Annotated in this window: 20 protein-coding genes; 7 read left to right on the top strand and 13 right to left on the bottom strand. The window is 58.8% G+C overall.

Annotation, left to right across the window (positions count from 1 at the left end; all coding sequences use genetic code 11):
- The first annotated feature begins 5 nt into the window (after positions 1–5).
- Both FHL16_RS11005 and FHL16_RS11000 read left to right on the top strand, forming a co-directional pair.
- Positions 6–572 carry a CsiV family protein gene (locus FHL16_RS11005; RefSeq protein WP_010456333.1) on the top strand — a complete coding sequence of 189 codons (567 nt, stop codon included), beginning with the start codon at positions 6–8 and terminating at the stop codon, positions 570–572.
- A 10-nt stretch (positions 573–582) separates the two neighbouring features.
- Complete coding sequence (locus tag FHL16_RS11000) at positions 583–3276, top strand: DEAD/DEAH box helicase (protein ID WP_077748228.1); 2694 nt, start codon at positions 583–585, stop codon at positions 3274–3276.
- A gap of 125 nt (positions 3277–3401) precedes the next feature.
- On the opposite strand, the gene FHL16_RS10995 is transcribed toward FHL16_RS11000, so the two are convergent.
- Positions 3402–6458 carry a DEAD/DEAH box helicase gene (locus FHL16_RS10995; protein ID WP_238706165.1) on the bottom strand — a complete coding sequence of 1019 codons (3057 nt, stop codon included), beginning with the start codon at positions 6456–6458 and terminating at the stop codon, positions 3402–3404.
- Positions 6459–6479: 21 nt separating this feature from the next.
- On the opposite strand from FHL16_RS10995, the gene FHL16_RS34405 reads away from it, so the two are divergent.
- Positions 6480–6668: a hypothetical protein gene (locus tag FHL16_RS34405; protein ID WP_229801687.1), complete on the top strand. Its 189-nt coding sequence runs from the start codon at positions 6480–6482 to the stop codon at positions 6666–6668.
- Positions 6669–6765: 97 nt separating this feature from the next.
- Here the strand turns inward: FHL16_RS34405 and FHL16_RS10990 are convergent, their stop codons facing one another.
- The 3 genes from FHL16_RS10990 to FHL16_RS10980 form a co-directional block, all read right to left on the bottom strand.
- On the bottom strand, positions 6766–7503 hold the full coding sequence (locus FHL16_RS10990) for an S-methyl-5'-thioinosine phosphorylase (RefSeq protein WP_077748226.1): 738 nt from the start codon (positions 7501–7503) through the stop codon (positions 6766–6768).
- A gap of 12 nt (positions 7504–7515) precedes the next feature.
- The gene (gene nagZ, locus FHL16_RS10985) at positions 7516–8514 is read right to left on the bottom strand and encodes a beta-N-acetylhexosaminidase (protein ID WP_169857079.1); all 999 of its coding nucleotides are present in this window, start codon (positions 8512–8514) and stop codon (positions 7516–7518) included.
- Positions 8515–8684: 170 nt separating this feature from the next.
- Positions 8685–9392 (bottom strand): TetR/AcrR family transcriptional regulator, encoded by a 708-nt coding sequence (locus FHL16_RS10980; protein ID WP_010456345.1) that lies wholly within the window; start codon positions 9390–9392, stop codon positions 8685–8687.
- A 229-nt stretch (positions 9393–9621) separates the two neighbouring features.
- On the opposite strand from FHL16_RS10980, the gene lexA reads away from it, so the two are divergent.
- Both lexA and sulA read left to right on the top strand, forming a co-directional pair.
- Complete coding sequence (lexA, locus tag FHL16_RS10975) at positions 9622–10230, top strand: transcriptional repressor LexA (protein ID WP_007944149.1); 609 nt, start codon at positions 9622–9624, stop codon at positions 10228–10230.
- 10 nt (positions 10231–10240) lie between these two features.
- Positions 10241–10714, top strand: coding sequence for an SOS-induced cell division inhibitor SulA (sulA, locus tag FHL16_RS10970; protein WP_010456350.1), 474 nt, complete (start codon positions 10241–10243; stop codon positions 10712–10714).
- Between the two features lie 93 nt (positions 10715–10807).
- Here the strand turns inward: sulA and FHL16_RS10965 are convergent, their stop codons facing one another.
- The 7 genes from FHL16_RS10965 to FHL16_RS10935 form a co-directional block, all read right to left on the bottom strand.
- Positions 10808–11041, bottom strand: a complete 234-nt coding sequence (locus tag FHL16_RS10965) for a hypothetical protein (RefSeq protein ID WP_010456352.1) — start codon at positions 11039–11041, stop codon at positions 10808–10810.
- Between the two features lie 106 nt (positions 11042–11147).
- Positions 11148–11672, bottom strand: coding sequence for a DUF6586 family protein (locus FHL16_RS10960; RefSeq protein WP_010456354.1), 525 nt, complete (start codon positions 11670–11672; stop codon positions 11148–11150).
- A gap of 141 nt (positions 11673–11813) precedes the next feature.
- Positions 11814–14447, bottom strand: a complete 2634-nt coding sequence (gene topA, locus FHL16_RS10955) for a type I DNA topoisomerase (protein ID WP_010456356.1) — start codon at positions 14445–14447, stop codon at positions 11814–11816.
- A 114-nt stretch (positions 14448–14561) separates the two neighbouring features.
- Positions 14562–14798 (bottom strand): DUF1653 domain-containing protein, encoded by a 237-nt coding sequence (locus tag FHL16_RS10950; protein ID WP_010456358.1) that lies wholly within the window; start codon positions 14796–14798, stop codon positions 14562–14564.
- 100 nt (positions 14799–14898) lie between these two features.
- A complete protein-coding gene (gene fadA / locus FHL16_RS10945; RefSeq protein ID WP_010456360.1) occupies positions 14899–16074 on the bottom strand; it encodes an acetyl-CoA C-acyltransferase FadA in 1176 nt (391 codons plus the stop codon).
- Between the two features lie 32 nt (positions 16075–16106).
- Positions 16107–18254, bottom strand: coding sequence for a fatty acid oxidation complex subunit alpha FadB (gene fadB / locus FHL16_RS10940; RefSeq protein ID WP_077748225.1), 2148 nt, complete (start codon positions 18252–18254; stop codon positions 16107–16109).
- Between the two features lie 540 nt (positions 18255–18794).
- Positions 18795–19232, bottom strand: coding sequence for a hypothetical protein (locus tag FHL16_RS10935; protein ID WP_010456364.1), 438 nt, complete (start codon positions 19230–19232; stop codon positions 18795–18797).
- Between the two features lie 104 nt (positions 19233–19336).
- On the opposite strand from FHL16_RS10935, the gene FHL16_RS10930 reads away from it, so the two are divergent.
- The gene (locus FHL16_RS10930; protein ID WP_077748224.1) at positions 19337–19774 is read left to right on the top strand and encodes a universal stress protein; all 438 of its coding nucleotides are present in this window, start codon (positions 19337–19339) and stop codon (positions 19772–19774) included.
- Between the two features lie 121 nt (positions 19775–19895).
- Here FHL16_RS10930 and FHL16_RS10925 read toward each other — a convergent pair whose 3' ends face one another.
- Complete coding sequence (locus FHL16_RS10925) at positions 19896–21815, bottom strand: ATP-binding cassette domain-containing protein (protein WP_077748223.1); 1920 nt, start codon at positions 21813–21815, stop codon at positions 19896–19898.
- Positions 21816–22028: 213 nt separating this feature from the next.
- Between FHL16_RS10925 and FHL16_RS10915 the strand changes: the two genes are divergently transcribed.
- Positions 22029–23957 carry a transglycosylase SLT domain-containing protein gene (locus FHL16_RS10915; protein WP_077748221.1) on the top strand — a complete coding sequence of 643 codons (1929 nt, stop codon included), beginning with the start codon at positions 22029–22031 and terminating at the stop codon, positions 23955–23957.
- A gap of 74 nt (positions 23958–24031) precedes the next feature.
- Here FHL16_RS10915 and FHL16_RS10910 read toward each other — a convergent pair whose 3' ends face one another.
- Positions 24032–25066: a Fic family protein gene (locus tag FHL16_RS10910; protein WP_077748220.1), complete on the bottom strand. Its 1035-nt coding sequence runs from the start codon at positions 25064–25066 to the stop codon at positions 24032–24034.
- Positions 25067–25096 lie beyond the last annotated feature (30 nt).

Below are 25096 nucleotides of genomic sequence, written 5' to 3'. Positions count from 1 at the left end.
GCCGCATGCGCCTGTTTTGTTTACTGACCTTGCTGACCACCCTGGTCGCTCCTACGGCGTTTGCCGATGACCTGTACCAGGTTGAAATGATCCTGGTGCGGCAAAACGCCGTGCCAGCCATTGTCAGCAAAGCCGCACCGGAAGACTGGGCTGCCGGTGCAAAAAGTATCAGCAAGGACAACCTGCGCACGCCGAGCCTGAATAACGAAGTGCAAAAACTCAGCGCCAGCAGCGATTACACGGTGTTACTGCACAAGGCCTGGCAACAGAACCTGGGCGAAGATGCCCGCAAGATCGCCATCAGTGAGGGCAAGGAACAGTTCGGCCAGTTCCCGATCGAGGGCACGTTGAGCTTGAAACTGGGACGTTTTACCGACGTCGACGCGGATTTCTGGGTCAACCAGATCGACGCCAATGGTTTGGTCACCGCCAGCGAACGCCTGAAGCAGGAAAGCCACACCAAGAACGGCCAGCTGAACTTCCTCGACAACGGCCACCTCGGCCTGCTGATCAAGATCACCTCGCTCACCGCCCCTGCGCCTCGGCCAGTCCCCGATGAAATTCCGGACTGATTGAGTCCCTATGTCAGCGACCCTGAGCAAACCCCTGGCACCTTCCTGGGTCAGCCGATTCAAGGAACAGAGCCTGGAGCGTGGCCGTCGCTACGCGCTGGAGAACCGCGTCAGGATCGTCGAGGCTGGCGATGCCACGATCGTCGCCGCTTGCGAAGGCTCTGGCGGTAACGTGTACCGCCAGACCATTCGCCTGCGCGAGTCGGCCAAAGCGACCTTGCTGATGGTCGACGCCACGTGCACGTGCCCGGTTCACGTCAACTGCAAACATTGCGCGGCGGTGCTGCTGAAGGTGCAGGAAACCCTCGCCTACCCCGCCGCCGCACAAGACGCCGAACTGCTGGAAAAACTTCAGGCGGTATTGGAGAACCGCAGCCCAAAGGCGCCACCCCAAGTCCTTGTGGACAACGTGCAACCGATACCGCGCCTGTGGCTGGCGAGCATCGAGTTCAGCGCCTTCGAACCACGCAACGGCAAGATGCAGCGCTACATCCAGCATCGGGCGGCGCTGTCGTTCAGCTATCTGGATGAGTACGTTTCCGGGCAGAAGAACGCCGATGTACTGATTCGCCAGGAAACCCAGACGCTACGGATAAAACGCCACCCGGAAGTCGAACAGGCCTACCGGGAGCAGCTGCGAATTCTCGGTTTCAAGATCGCCACCCGACAAAGCAAGGCCTTGCCGGAAAGCGCTGGCGAACTCTATGAAATGGTCAACGACAGCGCCTGGCTGACCTTCACCCTCAATGAATTGCCGAAACTGCGCACTCAAGGTTGGGAGCTGCAGATCGACGAAGATTTCGGCTTCGACCTGACCGCCGTGGACGATTGGTACGCCACCGTCGAGCAGGCACCGGAGCGCGACTGGTTTGATCTGGAGCTGGGGATCATCGTCAACGGCGAGCGCTTGAGCTTGCTGCCGATCCTGCTGAACCTGATGCGCTCCCACACCGAAATCCTCAATCCGGAACGCCTCGCCCGCCGACGCGACGACGAACTGATTCTGGTGAACATTCCCAACCGCCCGAATTCCCAGCACGGCCCCTTGCAGGTCGCCCTGCCCTTCGGCCGCTTGAAACCGGTACTGGCGACGCTTGGCGAGTTCTACCTGCAAGAGCCCGGCGAAACCACGCTACGCCTGAGCAAGGCCGATGCCACGCGCCTGAATCCGCTGGAAGGCATGCCGCTGCTTTGGGAAGGTGGCGAGCAGATCCGCACGTTTGCCCAGCGCCTGCGGGACATCAAGGATTACACCGCAACAGCCCCCGAAGGCTTGAACGCGACCTTGCGCCCATATCAGCTGGAAGGCTTGAGCTGGATGCAGTCGCTGCGGCAACTGGAAGTCGGCGGAATTCTCGCGGACGACATGGGGCTGGGTAAAACCCTACAGACGCTGGCGCATATTCTTAGTGAGAAGAACGCCGGACGCCTCGACCGGCCGTGCATGGTGGTGATGCCCACCAGCCTGATCCCGAACTGGCTCGATGAAGCCGCGCACTTCACGCCACAGCTCAAAGTGCTGGCGCTGTACGGCGCCAGTCGCAAAAAACACTTTGATCACTTGGTCGATTACGACCTGATCCTCACCACCTATGCATTGCTGCCAAAGGACGTCGACCGCCTGGCCGCGCAGCCGCTGCACGTGCTGGTACTGGACGAAGCGCAATACATCAAGAACCCCAACAGCAAGGCCGCCCACGCCGCCCGCGAGCTGAATGCGCGCCAGCGCCTGTGCCTGAGTGGCACGCCGCTGGAAAACCACCTCGGCGAGCTGTGGTCGCTGTTCCACTTCCTCTTGCCTGGCTGGCTTGGCGACGTGAAAAGCTTCAACCGCGATTACCGCGTACCGATTGAAAAACGCGCCAGTGAAGTCAGACTTCAGCACCTCAACGGTCGGATCAAACCGTTCCTGCTGCGCAGGACCAAGGAGCAGGTCGCGACGGAATTGCCGCCGAAGACCGAGATCATCCATTGGGTGGAGCTCAACGAAGCCCAGCGCGATGTGTATGAAACCATGCGCCTGGCGATGGACAAGAAAGTCCGCGACGAGATCACTCGCAAAGGCGTGGCGCGCAGCCAAATCATCATTCTTGAAGCGCTGCTGAAACTGCGCCAGGTGTGCTGCGACTTGCGCCTGGTCAACGATGCCGTGCCGCCGACTCGCGGCAGCACCTCGGGCAAGCTCGACAGCCTGATGGAAATGCTGGATGAGCTGTTTGAGGAAGGTCGGCGGATTTTGCTGTTTTCGCAATTCACCTCGATGCTGGCGTTGATCGAGGTCGAACTGAAGAAACGCGGTGTTGAATACGCGTTGCTGACGGGACAGACCCGTGACCGCCGCGCCCCTGTGAAGGACTTTCAGAGCGGCAAGCGTCAGATCTTTCTGATCAGCTTGAAGGCAGGCGGTGTCGGTTTGAACCTGACGGAAGCGGATACGGTGATCCACTACGATCCTTGGTGGAACCCGGCGACGGAAAATCAGGCGACAGATCGAGCGTATCGCATCGGCCAGGAGAAGCGGGTGTTCGTCTACAAGATGATTGCCCGAGGCACGGTGGAAGAGAAGATTCAGCACCTGCAAAAGGAAAAATCCGACCTGGCGGCCGGTGTGCTGGATGGGCGCAAGACTGGCGACTGGAAGTTGCAGAGCGATGATATTGAAGCGTTGTTTGCGCCGTTGCCGGATAAGCTCGAGAAGCGCTGAGGTCTGCGGCGCCCGGCAGATCGATTTCGCGGGCAAGCCACGCGCCCACAGGTTTAACGATCATCCTGTGGAAGCGTGTCTTGCCCGCGATAGGGTCAATTCGTTTTCAGTCAAGAGATCGGAAATCAGGACTTGAGATTTGGCAACGGCGCAAACAGCGCTTCAATGTCACTCTGCTCAAGCTTCCAGCCACCCGTCGCTCCACCTTCAAGCACCGCCCCGGCCAGCGCGGCCTTCTCCAACTGCAATGCCTGAATTTTTTCTTCTACGGTGCCACGGGCTATCAGCTTGTAGACGAACACAGGTTTGTTTTGCCCGATCCTGTAGGCCCGATCAGTCGCCTGGTTTTCGACCGCTGGGTTCCACCAGGGATCAAAATGGATGACTGTATCCGCAGCTGTCAGGTTCAGACCTGTGCCGCCAGCCTTCAAACTGATCAGAAACAGCGGCACTTTACCGCTCTGAAAGTCCTTGACCGGTGTGCGCCGATCCGTTGTCTCACCCGTCAACAACGAGTAACCCTGACCACGTTGCTGCAACTCGTCCTCAATCAAGGCGAGCATCGAAGTGAACTGTGAAAACAGCAGCACCTTGCGGCCTTCGCTGAGCAACTCTTCCAGCATCTCCATCAGGCTGACCAGTTTCCCGCTGCCAGAACGAAGGGCTTTGGCGGTGAGCGGCGTTTTGATCAACCGCAGATCGCAGCACACCTGACGCAGCTTGAGCAATGCATCGAGGATGATGATTTGACTGCGCCCGACACCACTGCGGGCAATTTCGTCACGCACCTTCTTATCCATTGCTACGCGCACGGTTTCATACACATCCCGCTGCCCATCGCTGAGATCAACCCAATGCACAATCTCGGTTTTCGGTGGTAATTCGGTTGCCACCTGATCTTTCTTGCGACGTAGCAAAAAGGGCTTTATCCGGGCCGTCAGATGTTGCATCCGTTCGTTATTGCCGTGCTTCTCGATCGGCGTGCGGTAGTCGCGATTGAAGGTTTTGCTGTCGCCAAGCCAGCCAGGCAGCAAAAAGTGAAATTGCGACCACAACTCGCCGAGATGATTTTCCAGCGGGGTGCCGGACAGACACAATCGCTGGCGGGCCTGCAGGTCTCGGGCTGCTTGAGCCGCTTTGCTGACCGGATTCTTGATGTTCTGCGCCTCATCGAGAATCAGCACACTCCAGACCTGAGGCTGTAAAACCTCCAGATCGCGCGGCAACAGCGCGTAGGTGGTCAATACCAAGTCATATTCGGCAAGACTGGCAAAGTCTTTTTGCCGCGCCGCACCATGCAGTGCCAAGACCTTCAACTGCGGGGTAAAGCGCTGCGATTCGTCGAGCCAGTTGGGGATCAGACTGGTGGGCATCACAGCCAGTGCCGGACGATCAAGCCGCCCGGCCTGTTTTTCTGCCAGCAGATGAGCCAGGGTTTGCAGGGTTTTCCCCAGGCCCATGTCGTCGCCGAGAATACCGCCGACCTCCAGTTCTCGAAGGGTTTGCATCCAGTTCAGCCCTTCCAGCTGATAAGGTCGTAGCGTCGCGTTCAGGCCCTCGGGCGCCGGGACATGAGCATGGATCGACTCCCGTAAACGCTTTGCAAAACTGCGCAGTCGTTCACCGCCCTGCCAGACCAGCGGAATGCCTTCCAGCGCACTCAGCCGCGCCGCATCCGGAGCACTCAAACGCAACGAGTCGCCCAGATGTTTACCCAGGTACAACTCGCCAAGGGTCGCCATCAGCGGTTTTATCCGGCCAAAAGGGAGTGCGACTTTGCCATGGGATTTACCACCGAAACGCCCATCGCCAAGTTCAATCAGTAGCTGTTCGTCATCATTGCGCCGGGCCAAGCTCGCAGGTTCCATCAACTGTGGCTGGCTACGTAGCAAATGCAGCAGGATGGGCAACAGGCTATGACGCTCGCCGTTGACGACGATGCCCAGCTGCAAATCGAACCACTGTCGCCCCGACTCCTCCTCGACTTCTGCATACCACTGTTCGACGGGGTGCACGTTGAAGTCAAAGTTATCGCTGATATCGATCAGCCAGTTTTTCTCCCGCAGCGCCGGGATGCCATGGTGCACAAAAGCAAGCCAGGCCGCGTCATCCGGCAGGGCGAACATTTCGCCTGGACGATCCAGGTTGCTTTTGCGTGTGGCCTTTTTAAAGCCATGTTTTTGCAGGGCTTGGCGCAAGGCTTTTTCGGCGACAGGGTTGCGCTGGATGCGCTGGGTTTCGGTACCCGAAAGGATCAGCACCTCCGGGTTTCGGTCCGACGTCGGATGGCCGTTGTAGGTAAACGCCAATGCAGCCCGGTGCTCTGGCTCGTACTGCCAGCGGACGTAACGCTTGCCGCTGGCGAGCGTCAGGTGAGCCTGAGGAAAAATGCCTTCGACGACCCGTTCCGTCAGGGCGTACGGAGGTGGTGCTGCCCGGGTCGCAGCGGTCATCCGCTGGCTGAATTGCATCGCCTGACCTGCAGGAATATCGGGAGCCAATGACAAGTGACGGGCCAGCTTTTCGTCCAGCTCGCTGAACAGCGGTCCGACTTGCAGCCGCTCGCGATCCAGATAATACAAGGGTTCCAGGGCCAGGATCGTTTCCACTGGCGCTTGGTCGCTGCTCCATTGAGGGCGAAAACTGCCATTGGATTGTTCGGCCCAGGAAAATTGACCTGTTCTTCTCATTCCCGGCGTCAGGGGTTGTGGCTGTTCGAGGTCAAGGAAAAGGCGCGAGGTTCGCAACAGCATTTCGATAAGTTCCACCCCACTGCTGCCTTCCAAGGGGTAGCCGGCGTAATGGGCGTGGTGGGAGTGAACGGCGACCAACAATCTGGCGATCCGCAGATCCAGTTCGGTCAGGTAACCGGGTTGCCGAATCAGCGTATCCGACAGCGAGTACACCGGCTTGATGTCTTGCAGGCGGCCGTCCTTGAGCTGATGGGCCTTGAAAATTTCCAGCGTCCATTTCCCGGCAGAGGATGTTGCCCTGAGTTTGTAAAACAGGCGCGTGCCTGCTCCCTGCGCCGACTCGTCAGGGGGATTGCTTGCAGAAGGAATACCGTCGATCCAGCGTTCCAGTTCACGATTCAAGTGAACCTGGACGGCACTTTCAGGCGCGTTAACGGGATGTTCTTGCAGGTGATAGATGACTGCGGCGCAGTGCTTGCAATTGAACATGACAGGACAGGAGCAAACGCATTGGAGCTGCGCTTGCCCACGCCGATCTTCAGTGAGCTCAATGACCTGCTCGTATGCCTGCGCCTGGGAGCCGATGCACGTAGCGATAACCATGAGGTCATCAATTTGACGGATCGTTATCCGATCCTCATCCGCGTACCTGCGAGCTTTTTCCAGAGCACGATGGCTGAACACCTCTGCCCAGGGTAGCGCATGAAGTTGCTCAGTTATTGTGGTCACGACATCAACACCGCTTGAAACTCATTGAATCGTAAAGCAGCCAGGCACCTAATCCGACCGCTGATACTCAACCCGCCAACACCCGCGCCAACGTGGACTTGACCTTGCCCATCCCGTCCTGCAACGCCTGCTCGATCTCGGCCATGGTGATCACCGCCGTGGACTTGCCGGCTGCCGGGTTCACCACCAGCGCCAGACACGCATAATCCAGTTCCAGCTCACGGGCCAACGCCGCTTCCGGCATGCCGGTCATGCCGACGATGTCGCAGCCGTCGCGTTCCAGTTTTGCGATTTCAGCGACGGTCTCCAGACGTGGGCCCTGGGTGCAGGCGTAGACGCCCTGACTGCTGTAATCGACGCCTTCAGCCGCCAATGCCGCGATCAATTGCTGGCGCAGTGGTTCGCTGTAGGGATAGCTGAAATCGATGTGGGTGACGTGATCCAGGTCGCCAGCGAAATAGGTGTGCTCGCGACCGCTGGTGTAGTCGATCAACTGATGAGGCACACAAAAGTGCCCAGTACCCATTGCAGCATGAATTCCGCCCACGGCGTTGACCGCGAGGATCGCCTCGGCACCCGCCTGTTTCAGCGCCCAAAGGTTGGCGCGGTAATTCACCTGATGCGGCGGAAAACGGTGCGGGTGACCGTGGCGGGCGAGGAACAGCACTTCCTTGCCGGCGTATTCACCAATCTGCACGTCGGCCGAAGGCGCGCCATAGGGCGTGTCCACCGCCAGCGACTGACGAATGTTCAGGCCTTCGAGTTGGGTCAGGCCGGTGCCACCGATAATCGCGTAAACCGTCATAACGAAAAGTCCTTATTCAATCAGTTGAGCTTCTTTAAGCGCGCCTATGGCAGTCAGCCAGCGCGGGTTCTGACGGTATTCAGTGTTGGCATACGACTGGCCACGCATCCGCGCAATGCGCTCGGATGGCTTGACCTTCAAGCGCTGGGCAGCGCTCAAGGCGAGCTCCGCTGCAGCGCGGTCGTTACACACCAGGCCCATGTCGCAGCCAGCGGTCAGCGCGGCCTCGATACGGCTGGCGGCATCGCCTACCACGTGGGCACCGGCCATGGACAGGTCGTCACTGAAGATCACACCATCGAATTGCAGCTCACCGCGCAAAATGTCCTGCAACCAGCGGCGGGAAAACCCGGCCGGCTGGGAATCGACTTGCGGGTAAATAACGTGGGCTGGCATGACGGCGGCCAGTTGTTTGCTCAATCTGGCGAACGGCACCAGGTCGTTGGCGCGGATTTCATCGAGGCTGCGTTCGTCGTTCGGGATCGCGACGTGGGAATCCGCCTCGGCCCAGCCGTGACCGGGAAAATGCTTGCCGGTGGCAGCCATGCCGGCGCTGTTCATGCCGCGAATGAATGCACCCGCCAGCAGCGCTGCGCGCTCCGGGTCACCTTCAAACGAACGGGTGCCGACGACGGCGCTGCGCTGGTAATCCAGGTCCAGCACCGGGGCGAAACTCAGATCGAGGCCAACGGCCAGCACTTCGGTGGCCATGATCCAGCCGCACTGCTCGGCCAGGTATTCGGCGTTCGGATTGTCGGCGATGGCGCGCATGGCCGGCAGCCGCACGAAGCCTTGGCGCAAACGCTGAACGCGACCGCCTTCCTGATCCACCGCCAGCAGCAGGTCGGGACGAATGGCGCGGATCGCAGCGCTCAACTCGCGCACCTGACGCGGATTTTCGATGTTACGGGCGAAAATGATCAGGCCACCCACTTCGGGCTGACGCAACAATTGGCGATCTTCGGCCGTCAGCCAGGTACCGGCGACGTCCACCATCAACGAGCCTTGCAGGCCAGCAGTCATAGAGATTCCTTGATAACGAAAAACCCGGCGCGCACGCGCTCGCCGCCTTGGGCTGTGCCCGGCAGGTCGGCGACATCAATGGGAAGCGGGTTCAGAACGAGAGTCGGCATGGGCGGCTAGCTTAGCGGATGTCAGTCGCCGCGCCCACCCGTGCGCGGCTAAACCTTGGCGGCAGCCGGGGCCGACTTGCTGCGCGGACGCAGTTGTGCGGTGGCCATGGCCACATCGGTGACGCCTGTTTCGGCACGCATGCCTGCGGCCAGGAACGGCACCATCAGACGCATCACTTGCTCAATGGAGGTGTTAACGCCGAAATCGGTCTCGGCAATGGCGCGCAACGCCTTGATACCGGACATGCTGAACGCCGCAGCGCCGAGCATGAAGTGCACGCGCCAGAACAGTTCGATCGGCGGAATACGCGGCGCGGCTTCGTTGACCAGCATCATGTAGCGGCGGAACACCTTGCCGTACATGTCTTCCAGATAACGACGCAGGTGGCCCTGGCTTTGACTGAACGCCAACCCCAGCAAGCGCATGAAGATAGACAGATCGTTGCCGCTGCGCGGCTGCACGACGAGGGCTTGCTCAACGAGAATCTCGAGCAACTCTTCGAGTGTCGGCTTGTTTTCAGGCTTGGACTGACGCCGCTCCAGCTCTTTATCAAGGCTCAGGCAAAATGGCCCGAGAAAGCGCGAGAAGACAGCCTGGATCAGCGCCTTCTTCGAACCGAAGTGATAATTCACCGCCGCCAGATTGACACCGGCTTTGCTGGTGATCAGACGCAACGAGGTTTCGGCGAAACCTTTTTCCGCGAACAACTGCTCGGCAGCATCAAGAATGCGTTCAACGGTTTCCGACTGGGCCATGGCTACTCCGCCTGACAAACACTTGTTTGAAACATACGTTTCAGCCTATGCATTGTCAAGCCTGCCGGTTCGTTTTGGGAATGGTCGGTCAGCTATTTAACCATACAACGGCGAGGCTTTAATCAGCTGGCTGATCGACCGTCCAGCGGCCGGCGAAAAAAGGGGCATTGCCAAGACCGTTCCACTGTATATAATCCCAGTCACTGTATAAAAAGACAGAGCGATCAATATGCTAAAGCTGACGCCACGCCAAGCAGAGATTCTGGCCTTCATCAAACGCTGCCTCGAAGACAACGGCTACCCGCCGACCCGTGCGGAAATCGCTCAGGAACTGGGTTTCAAGTCGCCTAACGCGGCGGAAGAACACCTCAAGGCGCTGGCCCGCAAGGGTGCAATCGAGATGACCCCGGGCGCTTCCCGTGGCATCCGCATTCCGGGCTTCGAAGCCAAGGCCGACGAGTCTACTCTGCCGATCATTGGCCGAGTGGCTGCCGGTGCGCCGATTCTAGCCCAGCAGCACATCGAGGAGTCCTGCAACATCAACCCTGCCTTCTTCCATCCGCGTGCTGACTATCTGCTGCGCGTTCATGGCATGAGCATGAAGGACGTCGGCATTTTCGACGGCGACCTGTTGGCCGTCCACACCACCCGGGAAGCCCGCAATGGCCAGATCGTCGTGGCGCGGATCGGTGACGAAGTGACCGTCAAGCGCTTCAAGCGAGATGGCAGCAAGGTCTGGTTAATTGCCGAAAACCCTGAATTCGCCCCTATCGAAGTCAACCTGAAAGATCAGGAACTGGTGATTGAAGGCTTGAGTGTCGGCGTCATTCGCCGCTAAAGGAGGCTTTATGCAGTTCCCACACACATCGCAGCAAGCACAACTGCCGTTGTTCGAGGCATTCATGGTGCAGCCGTTGGCCCCGATCCTGAAAGACGTGGTCGAGTCGCCCTGGAACGCCGAACCCGAAGTCTTCAGCGAGCTTTCGCTACGTGGTGCGGCCGGGAATTGCTTGAACCTTTTGGCGCCGATTCTTCGTGAATTGAGTCAGGATCAAGACGCGCGGTGGCTGACACTGATCGCCCCGCCCGCCAGCCTGACTCAGACGTGGTTGCGGGACGCCGGTCTTAACCGCGAACGCATCCTGCTGCTGCAACCTCGCGGCACTCAGAGCGCTCAGCAGTTGACCTGCGAAGCCTTGCGCCTGGGCCGCAGCCATACGGTTGTCAGTTGGCTCAACCCATTGAACGCAAACTCACGGCAACAGTTGATCAGCGCAGCCCGTACCGGAGATGCGCAGAGCCTGAATATTCGCTTGGGTTAATGTATCAATAATGCGCGCAACGCAAAGCGCGGGGCTTCTCAAAGGATAGAGAAGCCGGTTCGTAACCGTATTAGCAGAAAGCGACGAATGGGATCAGTGGAGGACCCGCGAACTCTCATCCGTATTAAATTCGCCTTCAACCAGGCGTCCTGCCATCTGAACACCGACGCTCAACATCGCCTTGGCGACTTCCACGTGTTGGCCCTGCAGGAAAGCCTTGGCATCCTCGGAGAAATCCAAAGTAACCAGAGAACCCTCGTCCTCGGCCCTGCGCAGCTCAATCCGGCCGTCTGGTAACTCGACAATTTCTAGAAAGGACGTTGGCATAAAGGTCTGTTCTCCACGAAAGGCGGGGATTATATAGGCATCGGCCAGGCTTCGCTCGGTAACTTGACCAGCAGCGCTTTTAATCGCGCCGCCGGCTCTCAGTCGATCAGCACTCGTTCAAACCTTCGCGAAACCGGATCGCCAGCCCTTTGAGGTTCTGACGCCAGCTCTCCAGCTCTTCGCGACTCAATTCCTCAGGCGCGTCTTCCTCATCCAGGTTAACGGCCAGGATGAGCGGCTGAGTCACGTCGCCCTTGGGCTTATGCGGAGCGCGAGGCGGTTGAAACATCGCCGCGTGAGCCGCCAGCAGCTTCGCCAGCCAGGTTTCCGGATTCTGGGCCAGCTCGAACATCTCAGCCATCTCGGGAATGGCGATGGCTTCCAGCACTTCGCGGGTCAGCAACATTTCTGCCCGAGGTGCATTGGCCTGAGGCAAGCGGTAGAAGCCAGCGATTTCATGGCACAGCCCCAGCAACGCACCGTACAGGTGAAACAACGTCGACTCGCGCCCAGCCTGAATCAGCGCCAGGGAGTTCATCGCCCGCCCCTCTTCAGCCTTGGCTAGCGCTTCCAGCGACAGGCCGGCGAAATAAATCTTCTGGTTGGTACGGGTATAGAGTTCGTGGGCCATGACGGCAGCCTCCACAACGAAATAATTGCTTCACGCAGGTCAGACAGTGTCGTGGATCCGCCGATCCTACCGCAAGCACAAAACAAAAAGGCCGCATGAAAACCAGTAGGTTGTCATGCGGCCTTTTCAGTACAGCACCTGTTAAGCCTTAGCGACCTTCGCTGGACGCTTGTCTTCGACCGTCCATTTGCCGCCGTCGTAGTACGCCTTCCAGCCAGTCGGCTTACCGTCGACTTCAGTCTGCACGTACTGCTCTTTGGTCTTGCGGCTGTAGCGGATCACCGCAGGCAGGCCGTCCGGATCTTTCTTCGGCGCTTCGCAGAGGAAGTGATACTTCGGATCGATCTCATCCTTGTGCGGCACAATTTCCATGACCAGCGGAGCACGCGTCTCGCGGTTTTTCGGGAATTGACTGGCCGCCAGGAACAGGCCGGAAGCTCCGTCGCGCAGGATGTAGGTGTCGTTGACCTTTTCGCATTTCAGCTCGGGCATCTTCACCGGATCCATCTTCGGCGGCGCCGCATCACCGCTTTTCAGCAGTTTGCGGGTGTTCTTGCACGTCGCGTTGGTGCAACCGAAGAACTTGCCGAAACGGCCGGTCTTGAGCTGCATCTCGCTGCCGCACTTGTCGCATTCCAGGCTCGGACCTTCGTAGCCCTTGATGCGATAGGTGCCCTCTTCGATTTCATAACCAGCGCAATCCGGGTTGTTACCGCAGATGTGCAGCTTGCGCTTCTCATCCAGCAGGTAGGCGTCCATCGCCGTGCTGCAGATCGGGCAACGGTGCTTGCCGCGCAGTACCAGGGATTCCGATTCACCCTCGTCGTCCGCCGCGATTTCATCGCCCGGTACCAGGTTGACGGTGGCCTTGCAGCGTTCTTTCGGCGGCAGGCTGTAACCCGAGCAACCCAGGAACACGCCGGTCGACGCGGTACGAATCTGCATCGGACGCCCGCACAACACGCACGGGATATCAGTCATCACCGGCTGGTTGGCGCGCATGCCGCCTTCGGCGCTTTCGGCTACTTCGAGTTTCTTCTTGAAGTCGCCGTAGAATTCGTCGAGCACGTTTTTCCAGTCGCGTTCGCCCTGGGCCACGTCATCGAGGTTCTCTTCCATGCCGGCGGTGAAGCCGTAGTCCATGAGATTGGAGAAGCTCTCGGCCAGACGCTCGGTCACGATGTCGCCCATCTTTTCCGAGTAGAAACGACGGTTGTGCAGCGCAACGTAGCCACGGTCCTGGATGGTGGAAATGATCGCGGCGTAGGTCGAAGGACGACCGATGCCGCGTTTTTCCATCTCCTTGACCAGGCTCGCTTCCGAGTAACGCGCCGGCGGCTTGGTGAAGTGCTGGGTCGGATCAAGCTTGATCAGCTTCATCGCGTCGCCCTGGGCCATGTCCGGCAGCACGTCGTCATCGCCAGGCTTGGCAATTTGCGGCATGACCCGGGTGTAGCCGTCGAACTTCAGGATGCGACCCTTGGCGCGCAGCTCGAAATCGCCGGCACCGACGGTGACCGTGGTTGACAGGTATTGGGCTGGCAGCATCTGGCACGCGAGGAACTGGCGCCAGATCAGCTCGTAGAGCCGCTCTGCATCACGCTCCATGCCCGACAGCTTGCTTGGCTCGGTATTGGCGTCAGACGGACGAATCGCTTCGTGAGCCTCTTGTGCGCCTTCCTTGCTGCTGTAGACATTCGGGTTTTCCGGCAGGTACTTCTTGCCGAACTCGCCTTCAATATAGGTGCGCGCCATCGTCACGGCATCGGCCGAGAGGTTGGTGGAATCGGTACGCATATACGTGATGTAGCCGGCTTCATACAGACGCTGGGCCATCATCATGGTTTTCTTCACGCCGAAGCCCAGGCGGTTACTCGCAGCCTGTTGCAGGGTGGACGTGATGAACGGCGCCGACGGCTTGCTGCTGGTCGGCTTGTCTTCGCGCTTGACGATGCTGTAGCTGGAAGCCTTGAGCTTCTCCAGCGCGGCCATGGCCTGGGCTTCGTTGAGCGGCTTGAAGGCTTCGCCTTTCTCGCGAGCCACGTCGAAGCGCACGGTGGCGCCCTTGGCGGTGCCGAGGTCGGCGTGGACTTCCCAGTATTCTTCGGGGTTGAACGCGCGGATTTCACGCTCACGCTCGACCACCAGCTTCACGGCTACCGATTGCACGCGACCGGCGGACAGGCCACGGGCGACTTTGGCCCACAGCAGTGGCGAAACCATGTAACCCACCACGCGGTCGAGGAAACGACGCGCCTGTTGTGCGTTGACACGGTCAATGTCCAGCTCGCCCGGTTTGGAGAAGGCTTCCTGAATCGCTTTCTTGGTGATTTCGTTGAACACCACGCGCTTATAGCGGCTGTCGTCACCACCGATGGCTTCGCGCAGGTGCCAGGCAATGGCTTCCCCCTCGCGATCCAAGTCGGTTGCGAGATAGATGGTGTCAGCATCTTTGGCGAGCCGGCGCAGCTCTTCGATGACCTTTTCCTTGCCCGGGAGGATCTCGTACTTGGCTTTCCAGCCATGATCGGGATCGACACCCATGCGCGAGACCAGCTGCTTGCGCGCCTTCTCTTTCGGCGTGAGCACCGGACCTTCACCCGCGGCGGCCTTGCCGCGCTTGGCGGCAGGCTCTTTGCTGGCGCTAGCCGAACCGCTGGTGGGCAGGTCTCGGATATGGCCGATACTCGACTTCACCACGTATTGGTTACCCAGATACTTGTTGATGGTCTTGGCCTTAGCCGGGGATTCCACAATGACCAGCGATTTGCCCATGGATCAGAAAATTCCTGAATTCTAGAAGTGAAAGGCGGTTGGCGCCTGACGCGGCACCGCTATATATAGTGGCTACAAGGTGAGGTCAAGCGCAGGGTCCTGCGCGCACTCAGCTTATGCCTTCGAAAAAAGGCTCGGTTCGGCTTCCACCAAAGCAAAGCGTGGCACCTGTTCGCCGTCAACCTCGACCGACTCCAGGAACATGCTCAAGGGACGCACCCAAAAGCCGTAATCGCCATACAGGGCTTGGTAGAAGACCACTTCTTCCTCGGTTTCCGAATGCCGCGCGATACTGAATACGCGGTACTGCGGACCTTTGTAATGCTGGTAGAGCCCAGGTTGTATCGGCATGGTTTGGCCCTCACTCAAATCTTTTAAAAATAAAAACAAAAAATAAATTCAGAAAAACAAAAACCGGGGCACTTGGCCCCGGCTTCCGTCAACGAAACGCTTAAACGCGTTCGAAGACGGTGGAGATGCCTTGGCCGAGACCAATGCACATGGTGGCAACCCCGAAGGTGCCGCCATTCTGCTTCATCACGTTCAGCAGGGTGCCGGAAATACGGGCACCGGAGCAACCGAACGGGTGACCCAGGGCGATCGCGCCGCCGTGCAGGTTAACCTTCTCGTTCATCTTGTCGAGCACTTTCAGATCTTTCAGCACTGGCAGGGCCTGTGCAGCGAAAGCTTCGTTGAGCTCGAAGAAGTCGATATCGTTAATGCCAAGGCCCGCACGTTTCAGTGCTTTCTGAGTGGCCGGTACTGGACCATAGCCCATGATTGCCGGATCCACACCTGCCACCGCCATCGAGCGGATAACCGCCAGCGGCTGGATGCCCAGGTCCTGTGCACGTTGTGCCGACATCACGATCATGCACGAAGCACCATCGGTGATCTGCGACGAAGTACCGGCTGTCACGGTGCCGCCCTTGGGGTTAAACGCTGGCTTCAGAGCCGCCAGGCTTTCCAGGGTAGTTTCCGGACGAATGGTTTCGTCGTAGTCGAACAGTTTCAGGAAACCGTTCTCGTCGTAGCCTTGCATCGGGATGATTTCGTCTTTGAACTTGCCTTCCAGGGTCGCCTTGTGAGCGAGCTGGTGGGAGCGCACGCCGAAAGCGTCCTGTTGTTCGCGAGTGATGCCGTGCATTTTACCCAGCATTTCAGCAGTCAGGCCCATCATGCCCGAGGCTTTTGCCGCGTACAGCGACATGTGCGGGTTCGGATCGACACCGTGCATCATGCTCACGTGGCCCATGTGCTCGACGCCGCCGACGACGAACACGTCACCGTTGCCAGTCATGATCGCTTGTGCGGCAGTGTGCAGCGCGCTCATCGAAGAACCACACAGACGGCTGACGGTCTGGCCGGCAGCAGTGTGCGGGATCTGCGTCATCAGGGACGCCATGCGAGCGATGTTCCAGCCCTGCTCCAGGGTCTGGTTTACGCAGCCCCAGATCACGTCTTCGACTTCGTTCGGATCAACCTTGACGTTGCGTTCCAGCAATTTGCTGATCAGGTGCGCCGACATGTCTTCGGCGCGGGTGTTGCGGTGCATGCCGCCCTTGGAGCGGCCCATCGGAGTACGACCGAAGTCGACAATCACGACGTCTCTTGGATTCAAGCTCATAAAATTTCACTCTCGCTCAAGTGTTGGGACGCTTAACCGAAGAACCGTTGGCCGGTTTTGGCCATTTCACGCAGTTTTGCGGTCGGGTGGTACAGCGCGCCCAAATCAGCGTACTGGTCAGCCAGGGCAACGAACTCGGCAACACCGATCGAATCGATGTAGCGCAGCGCACCGCCACGGAATGGAGGGAAACCAATACCGTAGACCAGGCCCATGTCGGCTTCGGCGGCGGTTTCGACAATGCCGTCTTCCAGGCAACGCACGGTTTCCAGGCACAGCGGGATCATCATCCAGTTGATGATGTCTTCGTCAGTGACTTCGCGCTGCTCGTAAACAATCGGCTTGAGCACTTCCAGCACCGACGGATCGGCCACTTTCTTTTGCTTGCCTTTCTTGTCGGTCTCGTAAGCGTAGAAACCCTTGCCATTCTTCTGGCCCAGGCGCTTGGCTTCGTAGAGCACGTCGACAGCCGAGCGACGGTCGTCTTTCATGCGGTCCGGAAAACCTTCAGCCATCACGTCACGACCGTGGTGGCCGGTGTCGATGCCGACCACGTCCATCAGGTACGCCGGGCCCATTGGCCAGCCGAATTTTTCCATGATCTTGTCGATACGGACGAAGTCCACACCGGCGCTGACCAGCTTGGCGAAACCGCCGAAATACGGGAACAGGACGCGGTTGACCAGGAAGCCCGGGCAGTCATTGACGACGATCGGGTTCTTGCCCATTTTCTTGGCGTAGGCAACGGTGGTGGCCACAGCCAGCTCGCTGGACTTCTCGCCACGAATCACTTCAACCAGCGGCATCATGTGCACCGGGTTGAAGAAGTGCATGCCGACGAAGTTTTCCGGACGCTTGAGGGCTTTGGCCAGCAAGGTGATGGAAATGGTCGAGGTGTTGGACGCGAGGATGGTGTCCTCTTTGACCTTGTCTTCGACTTCGGCCAGAACGGCTTGCTTGACCTTCGGGTTTTCGACGACTGCCTCGACGACCAGGTCAACGTGACCGAAATCACCGTAGGACAGGGTCGGACGTATGCCGTTGAGCACTTCAGCCATTTTCGCCGGGGTCATGCGACCTTTATCAACGCGGCCGACCAGCAGCTTGGCGGCTTCAGCCAGGCCTTGCTCGATACCGTGCTCGTTGATGTCCTTCATCAGGATCGGCGTACCTTTGGAGGCCGACTGATAAGCGATACCGCCACCCATGATGCCGGCGCCCAATACGGCGGCCTGCTTCACATCCTTGGCGATTTCATCGTAGGCCTTGGCCTTTTTCTTCAGCTCCTGATCATTCAGGAACAGACCGATCAAGCTCTGCGCAGCAGAGGTCTTGGCCAGTTTGACGAAACCGGCGGCTTCGATTTCCAGCGCCTTGTCACGACCGAAGTTCGCGGCTTTCTGGATGGTCTTGATCGCTTCGACCGGTGCCGGGTAGTTCGGACCGGCTTGACCGGCCACGAAACCCTTGGCGGTTTCGAAGGCCATCATTTGTTCGATGGCGTTCAACTTCAGCTTTTCCAGCTTCGGCTGACGCTTGGCCTTGTAGTCAAACTCGCCAGAGATGGCGCGCTTGATCAGCTCCAGGGCCGCTTCCTGCAATTTCTCAGGAGCAACCACGGCATCGACGGCGCCTACTTTCAGCGCGTCTTCAGGACGGTTTTCCTTGCCGGCGGCAATCCACTCGATAGCGTTGTCGGCACCGATCAGGCGCGGCAGACGCACGGTACCGCCGAAGCCCGGGTAGATGCCCAGCTTGACTTCCGGCAGACCGATCTTGGCCTTGGTGGACATGACGCGGTAGTCCGCCGCCAGGCACATTTCCAGACCGCCACCCAGAGCGATGCCGTTGATCGCGGCGACAGTCGGGACGTTGAGGTCTTCGAAATCGCTGAAAATCTTGTTGGCTTCCAGGTTGCCAGCAACAAGCTCTGCATCAGGCAGCTTGAAGTTCTCGACAAATTCGGTGATGTCGGCGCCGACGATGAAGACGTCCTTGCCACTGCTGACGACCACACCCTTGATCGAAGCATCTGCCTTGATGGTGTCTACGGCCTGACGCAGTTCGTTCAGGGTTAGACGGTTGAACTTGTTGACGGACTCACCCTTGAGGTCGAATTTCAATTCGACGATGCCACTTTCAAGAGCCTTAACCGTGATGGCTTTACCTTCGTAAATCATCAACTGATCTCCACGATATGGAAGCTGAACAGTACACGTCGGACGCAGGCAAATGGCTTGGCAGGGACGCTTAACGTCAATGCTACGCCCATCTACCCGGCACACCCGCCAACGCGATAGTCGGGATTCTGTAGGAGCGTTGTTAAATACAAACGCTCAATTCATACGCCCGTTTGATTTGGGTACGCCACCTTCACGGAATTTCCGACAATTGTCAATCGCCCAAAATGCGGGTTCAAACGCGACTTTGCGGTCACTTCCGTACTACGAAGATCTTCAACACGCCCCTGCATGTGAAGCCATTCATAGAATCAATAGTTAGAAAAGTCGCCCTAATTCTCTGCAGCCTTTGTTTAACAGACTACGCTGGCGGGACCTTGAGAAAAAAAATTGAACACTTTTGGCGAACGCCAAGCGTAAGATCGGCGGCACAAAGAATTACCGGCCTGCCTGGCCAACCCCAGCCCGATGATGATGTCGGGCTTTTTATTGCCTGTCTGTCGGAGGTTTCGCGCCATTGCAGCGCGAAATGTCCGTGAGTCACGCCAGTGCTTTCAGCACCGCATCGATGTCTTGCAAAACCGTCGCTTCGCCCTTCTCGCCCCAATACAGAGTGATCATCTGTTTGTCCGCTTCAACCTTGTAGACGTTGGCTGGCAATTTTTCGAAATGATTGAGCAGCGCTCGATCTTCGCAAATCTCCTGCCACTGGTTCACCCACACACCCGGCGACTTTTGCCAGTAACTCCAGCACGCCGGTTGATTGCCACGACGTGGCCGATGGTACTGGGCGCAAGGGCTCGGCGGCTCCTGGCTCAGCCAGTGCGGCCACTCCTGGGGCGCAAGCTGCATGGCGAGGCCAATACGCCGCGCTTCCATGCGCAGAGCCATGCGCCCGCTCTGTCCACGGGACGGTCGCAACCATGCCAGCGGACTCAGCACCACCAGCAGGATTGACACCACTATCCAGACCGTCATATCTGTACTCCCGATTCTTGATGAGCGCTTTGAGTCACTTTGGAACCATTGCGCTTGAAACCAGCCATACTTACCAATATTGCAATCCTCAGGAGGAGCACCTCATGCCCTACCACCATATTCTGGTCGCTGTAGATCTAACCGAAGAGTGCGACCCTGTAATCCACCGTGCTCGCGAGCTTTCAGTGAGCAATGGCGCGAAACTGTCCCTGGTCCATATCGTCGAACCGATGGCCATGGCCTTTGGCGGTGACGTCCCCATGGACCTGTCACAACTGCAACAGCAGCAGTTCGATCAGGCCAAGGAACGCCTGGACCGACTGATCCTGAAATATCCGGAACTCTCCAAAGAATACAGCCACCTGACCTACGGCCAGCCACGCCAGGAGATTCACCACCTGGCCAAGGAACAGACCTGCGACCTGATCGTGGTGGGCAGCCATGGCCGACACGGCCTGGCATTGCTGCTGGGCTCGACGGCCAACGACGTGCTGCACGGCGCTCCGTGTGATGTGCTCGCGGTGCGCCTGATCAAAAGCTGAAAACCCGTACCCGCGACCCTGCTCGCTCCTACAGGGGATCTATAGCAACGTGTAGATCGCATTCCATACGAAAAGCCCGGCGCTCATCACTGAACGCCGGGCTTTTTTGTTACAGCATCAATCAGGCATCCAGCTCAGCCCAACGCTCGACCATCACGTCGAGTTCAGCCTGTAACTGCTCAAGCTGAGCGATCACGGCAGCGGTCTCGACCGCAGGACGCTGATAGAAACCGGCATCGGCCATCTGGGCCTCGACGGCAGCGATCTGCTGTTCCATGGCTTCGATCTGGGCCGGCAACATTTCCAGCTCACGCTGCAATTTGTAGCTGAGCTTCTTCTTCGCCACCGGCGCTTCGACTGCCGCAGCAATCGGTGCCGCTTCCGCCGTCACGACCGCAGAGGTCAGGTCGGCCTTGCCGGATTTGCTCTCGGTCACGCCCAGCAGGCGCGGCGAGCCGCCCTGACGCAGCCAGTCCTGATAACCACCGACGTACTCGCGCACCTTGCCTTCACCTTCGAAGACCAGGGTGCTGGTGACCACGTTGTCGAGGAATGCCCGGTCGTGGCTGACCATCAGCACGGTGCCGTTGAAGGTCAGCAAGACCTCTTCGAGCAGCTCGAGGGTTTCGACGTCGAGGTCGTTGGTCGGTTCGTCGAGAACCAGCAGGTTCGCCGGTTTGCTGAACAGTTTCGCCAGCAACAGACGCGCACGTTCACCACCCGACAGCGCCTTGACTGGCGTGCGGGCACGCTGAGGGCTGAACAGGAAGTCGCCGAGGTAGCTCAGCACGTGACGGCTCTGGCCATCGATATCGATGAAGTCGCGACCTTCGGCCACGTTGTCGATCACGGTCTTTTCCAGGTCCAGCTGATGGCGCAACTGGTCGAAGTAGGCCACGTCGATGCGCGTCCCCTCTTCCACTGTGCCGCTGGTTGGTTGCAGACCGCTGAGCATCAGCTTCAGCAGCGTGGTTTTGCCGGTACCGTTGGCGCCGAGCAGACCGATACGGTCGCCCCGCGTCAGGACCATCGAGAAATCCTTGATCAGGAACGGACCGCCCGGGTGAGCAAAGCTCACGTTCTCGAGGACCATCACCTGTTTGCCGGACTTGTCAGCGGTGTCCAACTGAATGTTGGCCTTGCCGGTGCGCTCACGACGCTCACTACGCTCGACACGCAGGGCTTTCAATGCGCGGACACGGCCTTCGTTACGGGTACGACGGGCCTTGATGCCCTGGCGGATCCAGACTTCTTCCTGGGCCAGCTTCTTGTCGAACAGCGCGTTAGCGGTTTCTTCAGCGGCCAGGGAGGCTTCTTTGTGCACCAGGAAACTGGCGTAGTCGCCGTTCCAGTCGATCAGGCCGCCGCGATCCAGTTCCAGAATGCGGGTCGCGAGGTTTTGCAGGAATGAACGGTCGTGCGTGATGAACAGCACGGCGCCCTGGAAATCCTTCAGCGCCTCTTCGAGCCAGGCGATTGCACCGATGTCCAGGTGGTTGGTCGGTTCGTCGAGCAGCAGCAGGTCAGGTTCGGAAACCAGGGCCTGGGCCAGCAGGACGCGACGACGCCAGCCGCCGGACAATTCGGCGAGAGTCTTGTCGGCCGGCAACTGCAGACGACTCAAGGTGCTGTCGACCAGTTGCTGCAAACGCCAGCCATCGCGGGCTTCGAGGTCGTGCTGGACGTGCATCAGCTTGTCCAGGTCGGCGTCGGTGACGATGTTCTGGCTCAGGTGGTGATACTGCGCAAGCAGCTCGCCGACACCGTCCAGGCCTTCAGCCACTACGTCGAACACGGTCCGCTCGTCGGCTACCGGCAGTTCTTGCGGCAATTCGCCAATCTTGAGGCCGGGCGCGCGCCAAACGGAGCCTTCGTCGGGCTTCTGGTCGCCCTTGACGAGCTTCATCATGCTGGACTTGCCAGTGCCGTTGCGGCCGATGATGCACACCCGCTCACCACGGGCGATCTGCCAGGACACCTTGTCCAACAACGGCATAGCGCCGAAAGCAAGGGACACATCGCTGAATTTGAGCAGGGTCATGAGCTTCTCCAAAAACCGGGCGCGCATTCTACCTGACTTGAGGCTTCAGAAGGCCGGCAATTTCAATGTCGAAGCACTCTGCATGACAATTGTTGCGAACTTGTGCCGAGAGGCCCGCAAAGCTTTCGCCCCTTGCTGGCAAAAGGCTAAGCTACAGATAATTCGGTGCAGGTTAAGTCTGCACTTGTCGTGATTTCTATGCCCGGACGTCTCATGCGCAGCCGCCTCTTCAGTTTTTTATCTTGCTTGCTTCTTTCTGCCGCTGCCGCTCAAACCGCCCAGGCGGTGGACCTGTCCACCCAGCGCCAATATTACGATGAGGCCAAGCGAGCCTTGGCCAAGGGCGATACCGGCCCATATTTTCGCTACAGCCAGGCCCTTCGTGATTATCCACTGGAGCCGTACCTGGCCTACGACGAACTGACCGCTCGGCTGAAAACGGCCAGCAATGCCGAAATCGAAAAATTCCTCGCCGAACACGGTGACCTGCCCCAGGCCAACTGGATGAAATTGCGCTGGTTGCGCTGGCTGGCCGAACGCGGCGACTGGGCGACCTTCGTCAAATACTACGACCCCAAGCTCAATTTCACCGAACTGGACTGCCTGAACGCGCAGTACCAGATTGGTCACAACCAGAAAGCCGAAGGCTACGCCAACGCCAATAAACTCTGGCTGACCGGTAAATCCCAACCCGCCGCCTGCGACGCGCTGTTCGGGCAATGGGCCGCCGAAGGTCAACTGACCGAACAGAAACGCTGGGAGCGCACGAAGCTTGCCGCCCAGGCGCGCAACTATCCGCTGGCCAACAGCCTGGTCAATGGCCTGACCACCCTCGCCCCTCGCGGTCGTTTGCTGGTGGATGTGGCGCAAAAACCTGAACTGCTGAATCAGCCGTCGCGCTTCACCCCGGCCGACGAACCGATGTCCGACGTGGTCAGTCTCGGTCTGCGCCGCCTGGCCCGCCAGGACCCGGACAAAGCCATGAACCTGCTCGACGGCTATGCCAGCAGCATGCACTTCTCCCGCGACGAAAAAGTGGCGATCGCCCGTGAAATCGGGTTAACCCTCGCCAAACGTTTCGACCCTCGCGCGCTTGAGATGATGACCAGGTACGACCCGGAACTGCGCGACAACACCGTGTCCGAATGGCGCATGCGCCTGCTGTTGCGTCTGGCCCGCTGGGACGATGCCTATCAGCTGACTCGGCGCTTGCCGCAGGACCTGGCGACCACCAACCGCTGGCGCTACTGGCAGGCCCGCAGCCTGGAACTGGCGCAGCCGCAGAACCCGGAAGTACAAAACCTGTACAAGAACCTGGCCCGTGAGCGCGACTTCTACGGTTTCCTTGCCGCTGACCGTTCACAATCGCCCTACTCGCTAAACAACAAACCGCTGGTACTGAGCCAGGCGCTGATCAACAAGGTGCGCAACACTCCAGGCATTCGTCGCGCCCTCGAGTTCCACGCCCGCGGGCAGATCGTCGACGGTCGTCGCGAGTGGTACCACGTCAGCCGTCACTTAAACCGTGACGAAATGGTCGCCCAGGCAAAACTGGCCTACGACCTGAAATGGTATTTCCCGGCGATTCGCACCATCAGTCAGGCGCAATACTGGGACGATCTGGACATCCGCTTCCCGATGGCCCACCGCGAAACCCTGGTGCGTGAAGCCAAGGTCCGTGGCTTGCACTCGAGCTGGGTGTTCGCCATTACCCGCCAGGAAAGCGCCTTCATGGCCGACGCCCGTTCCGGCGTCGGCGCCAGCGGCCTGATGCAGCTGATGCCCGGCACCGCCAAGGAAACCGCACGCAAGTTCAGCATTCCGCTGGCCTCGCCGCAGCAAGTGCTCGACCCGGACAAGAACATCCAGCTCGGCGCCGCGTACCTGAGCCAGGTCCACAGCCAGTTCAACGGCAACCGCGTCCTCGCCTCCGCCGCCTACAACGCCGGCCCCGGCCGTGTACGCCAGTGGCTGCGCGGTGCGGATCACCTGAGCTTCGACGTGTGGGTGGAAAGCATCCCGTTCGACGAAACCCGCCAGTATGTGCAAAACGTATTGTCGTACTCGGTGATCTACGGCCAGAAACTCAACTCGCCACAGCCGCTGGTGGATTGGCATGAGCGGTACTTTGACGATCAGTGATACTGATGCTGAAGTCCGAATAAAAATGCCCGCATCGATTGATGCGGGCATTTTTTTTGGCGTATCCAGAAGGCCTATGCAGACTTGAATCGTGCGGCAGTCTGTTTGCCATGCCGGGTCAGACGATATTTTTGAGCCGGACTGCTTGGTGTCTCGGGGCTGGTCATTTCAATCAAATCGGCAGCCAATGCGGGCCTGAGGTAGTTAGCCCGAAAGGTCGCCTTGTGAGCCAAACCGACCTCAGCCATCAAGTCGCTGATTTTAAGCGGACCATTAACCTGGAGTGCTGAAAGCAATCTCCCTACTGGGTCGGTTACTGGGTCGATTACTGGGTCGATTATTGATTCGGTATTGCCTGCCTCCTCAAGCGCAATACTCAACGCTTGCAGCATGAACTCGACAAAAGGCGTCGACTCAGCCAACTGGTCCGCAGCCGACAACGCCGCGTAATAAGCGTCTTGCTGCTCTCGAATCACCGCTTCGACTGGCAGATAAGCCAACACCGGCCGCCACTGACTGAGTATCAAGGTTTGCCAGAGTCGCCCCATCCGCCCATTTCCATCGGCGAAAGGATGAATAAACTCGAACTCGTAGTGGAAGACGCAGCTGACGATCAATGGGTGCCAATCCGATTGACTGAGCCACGCCAGCAAATCGTCCATCAAATGCCCAACACGACTCGGCGGCGGTGCCATGTGGACTAATTTTTCACCACGATAAATACCGACACCGGCTTGGCGAAACCGCCCACAGTCGTCAATCAATCCGCCCATCAGCAACTCATGCGCCCGTAGCAGGTCGGCCCGGGCGCTCGACCGCCACTCAGGCATGGCTTCATACGCCGCAAAAGCGTTACGCACTTCCTGGATTTCTCGCGGCAGGCCAAGTACTCGTCGCCCAGCCAGGACTGCGGTCACCTGCTCGATGCTGAGCGTGTTGTTCTCGATCGCCAAGGAAGCCTGAATCGTGCGAATTCGATTACTACGACGCAGTTGAGGCGTCTGCAGGCGTTCGTCCACAGCCGTCAGCTGACCGATTTGTTCGCTGATCCCGGCGATCAACGCCAGCATTCTGGTGGTCAGGGTCAACGGTGGTTGATAACGGCTCATATCCTCATCCAGGCTCGCAACTGAGGCCGA

It is taken from the genome of Pseudomonas sp. FSL W5-0299 (assembly GCF_005930655.1).
GTDB classification, from domain to species: Bacteria; Pseudomonadota; Gammaproteobacteria; order Pseudomonadales; family Pseudomonadaceae; genus Aquipseudomonas; species Aquipseudomonas mandelii.
This window is presented reverse-complemented; position numbering and strand designations above follow the sequence as displayed.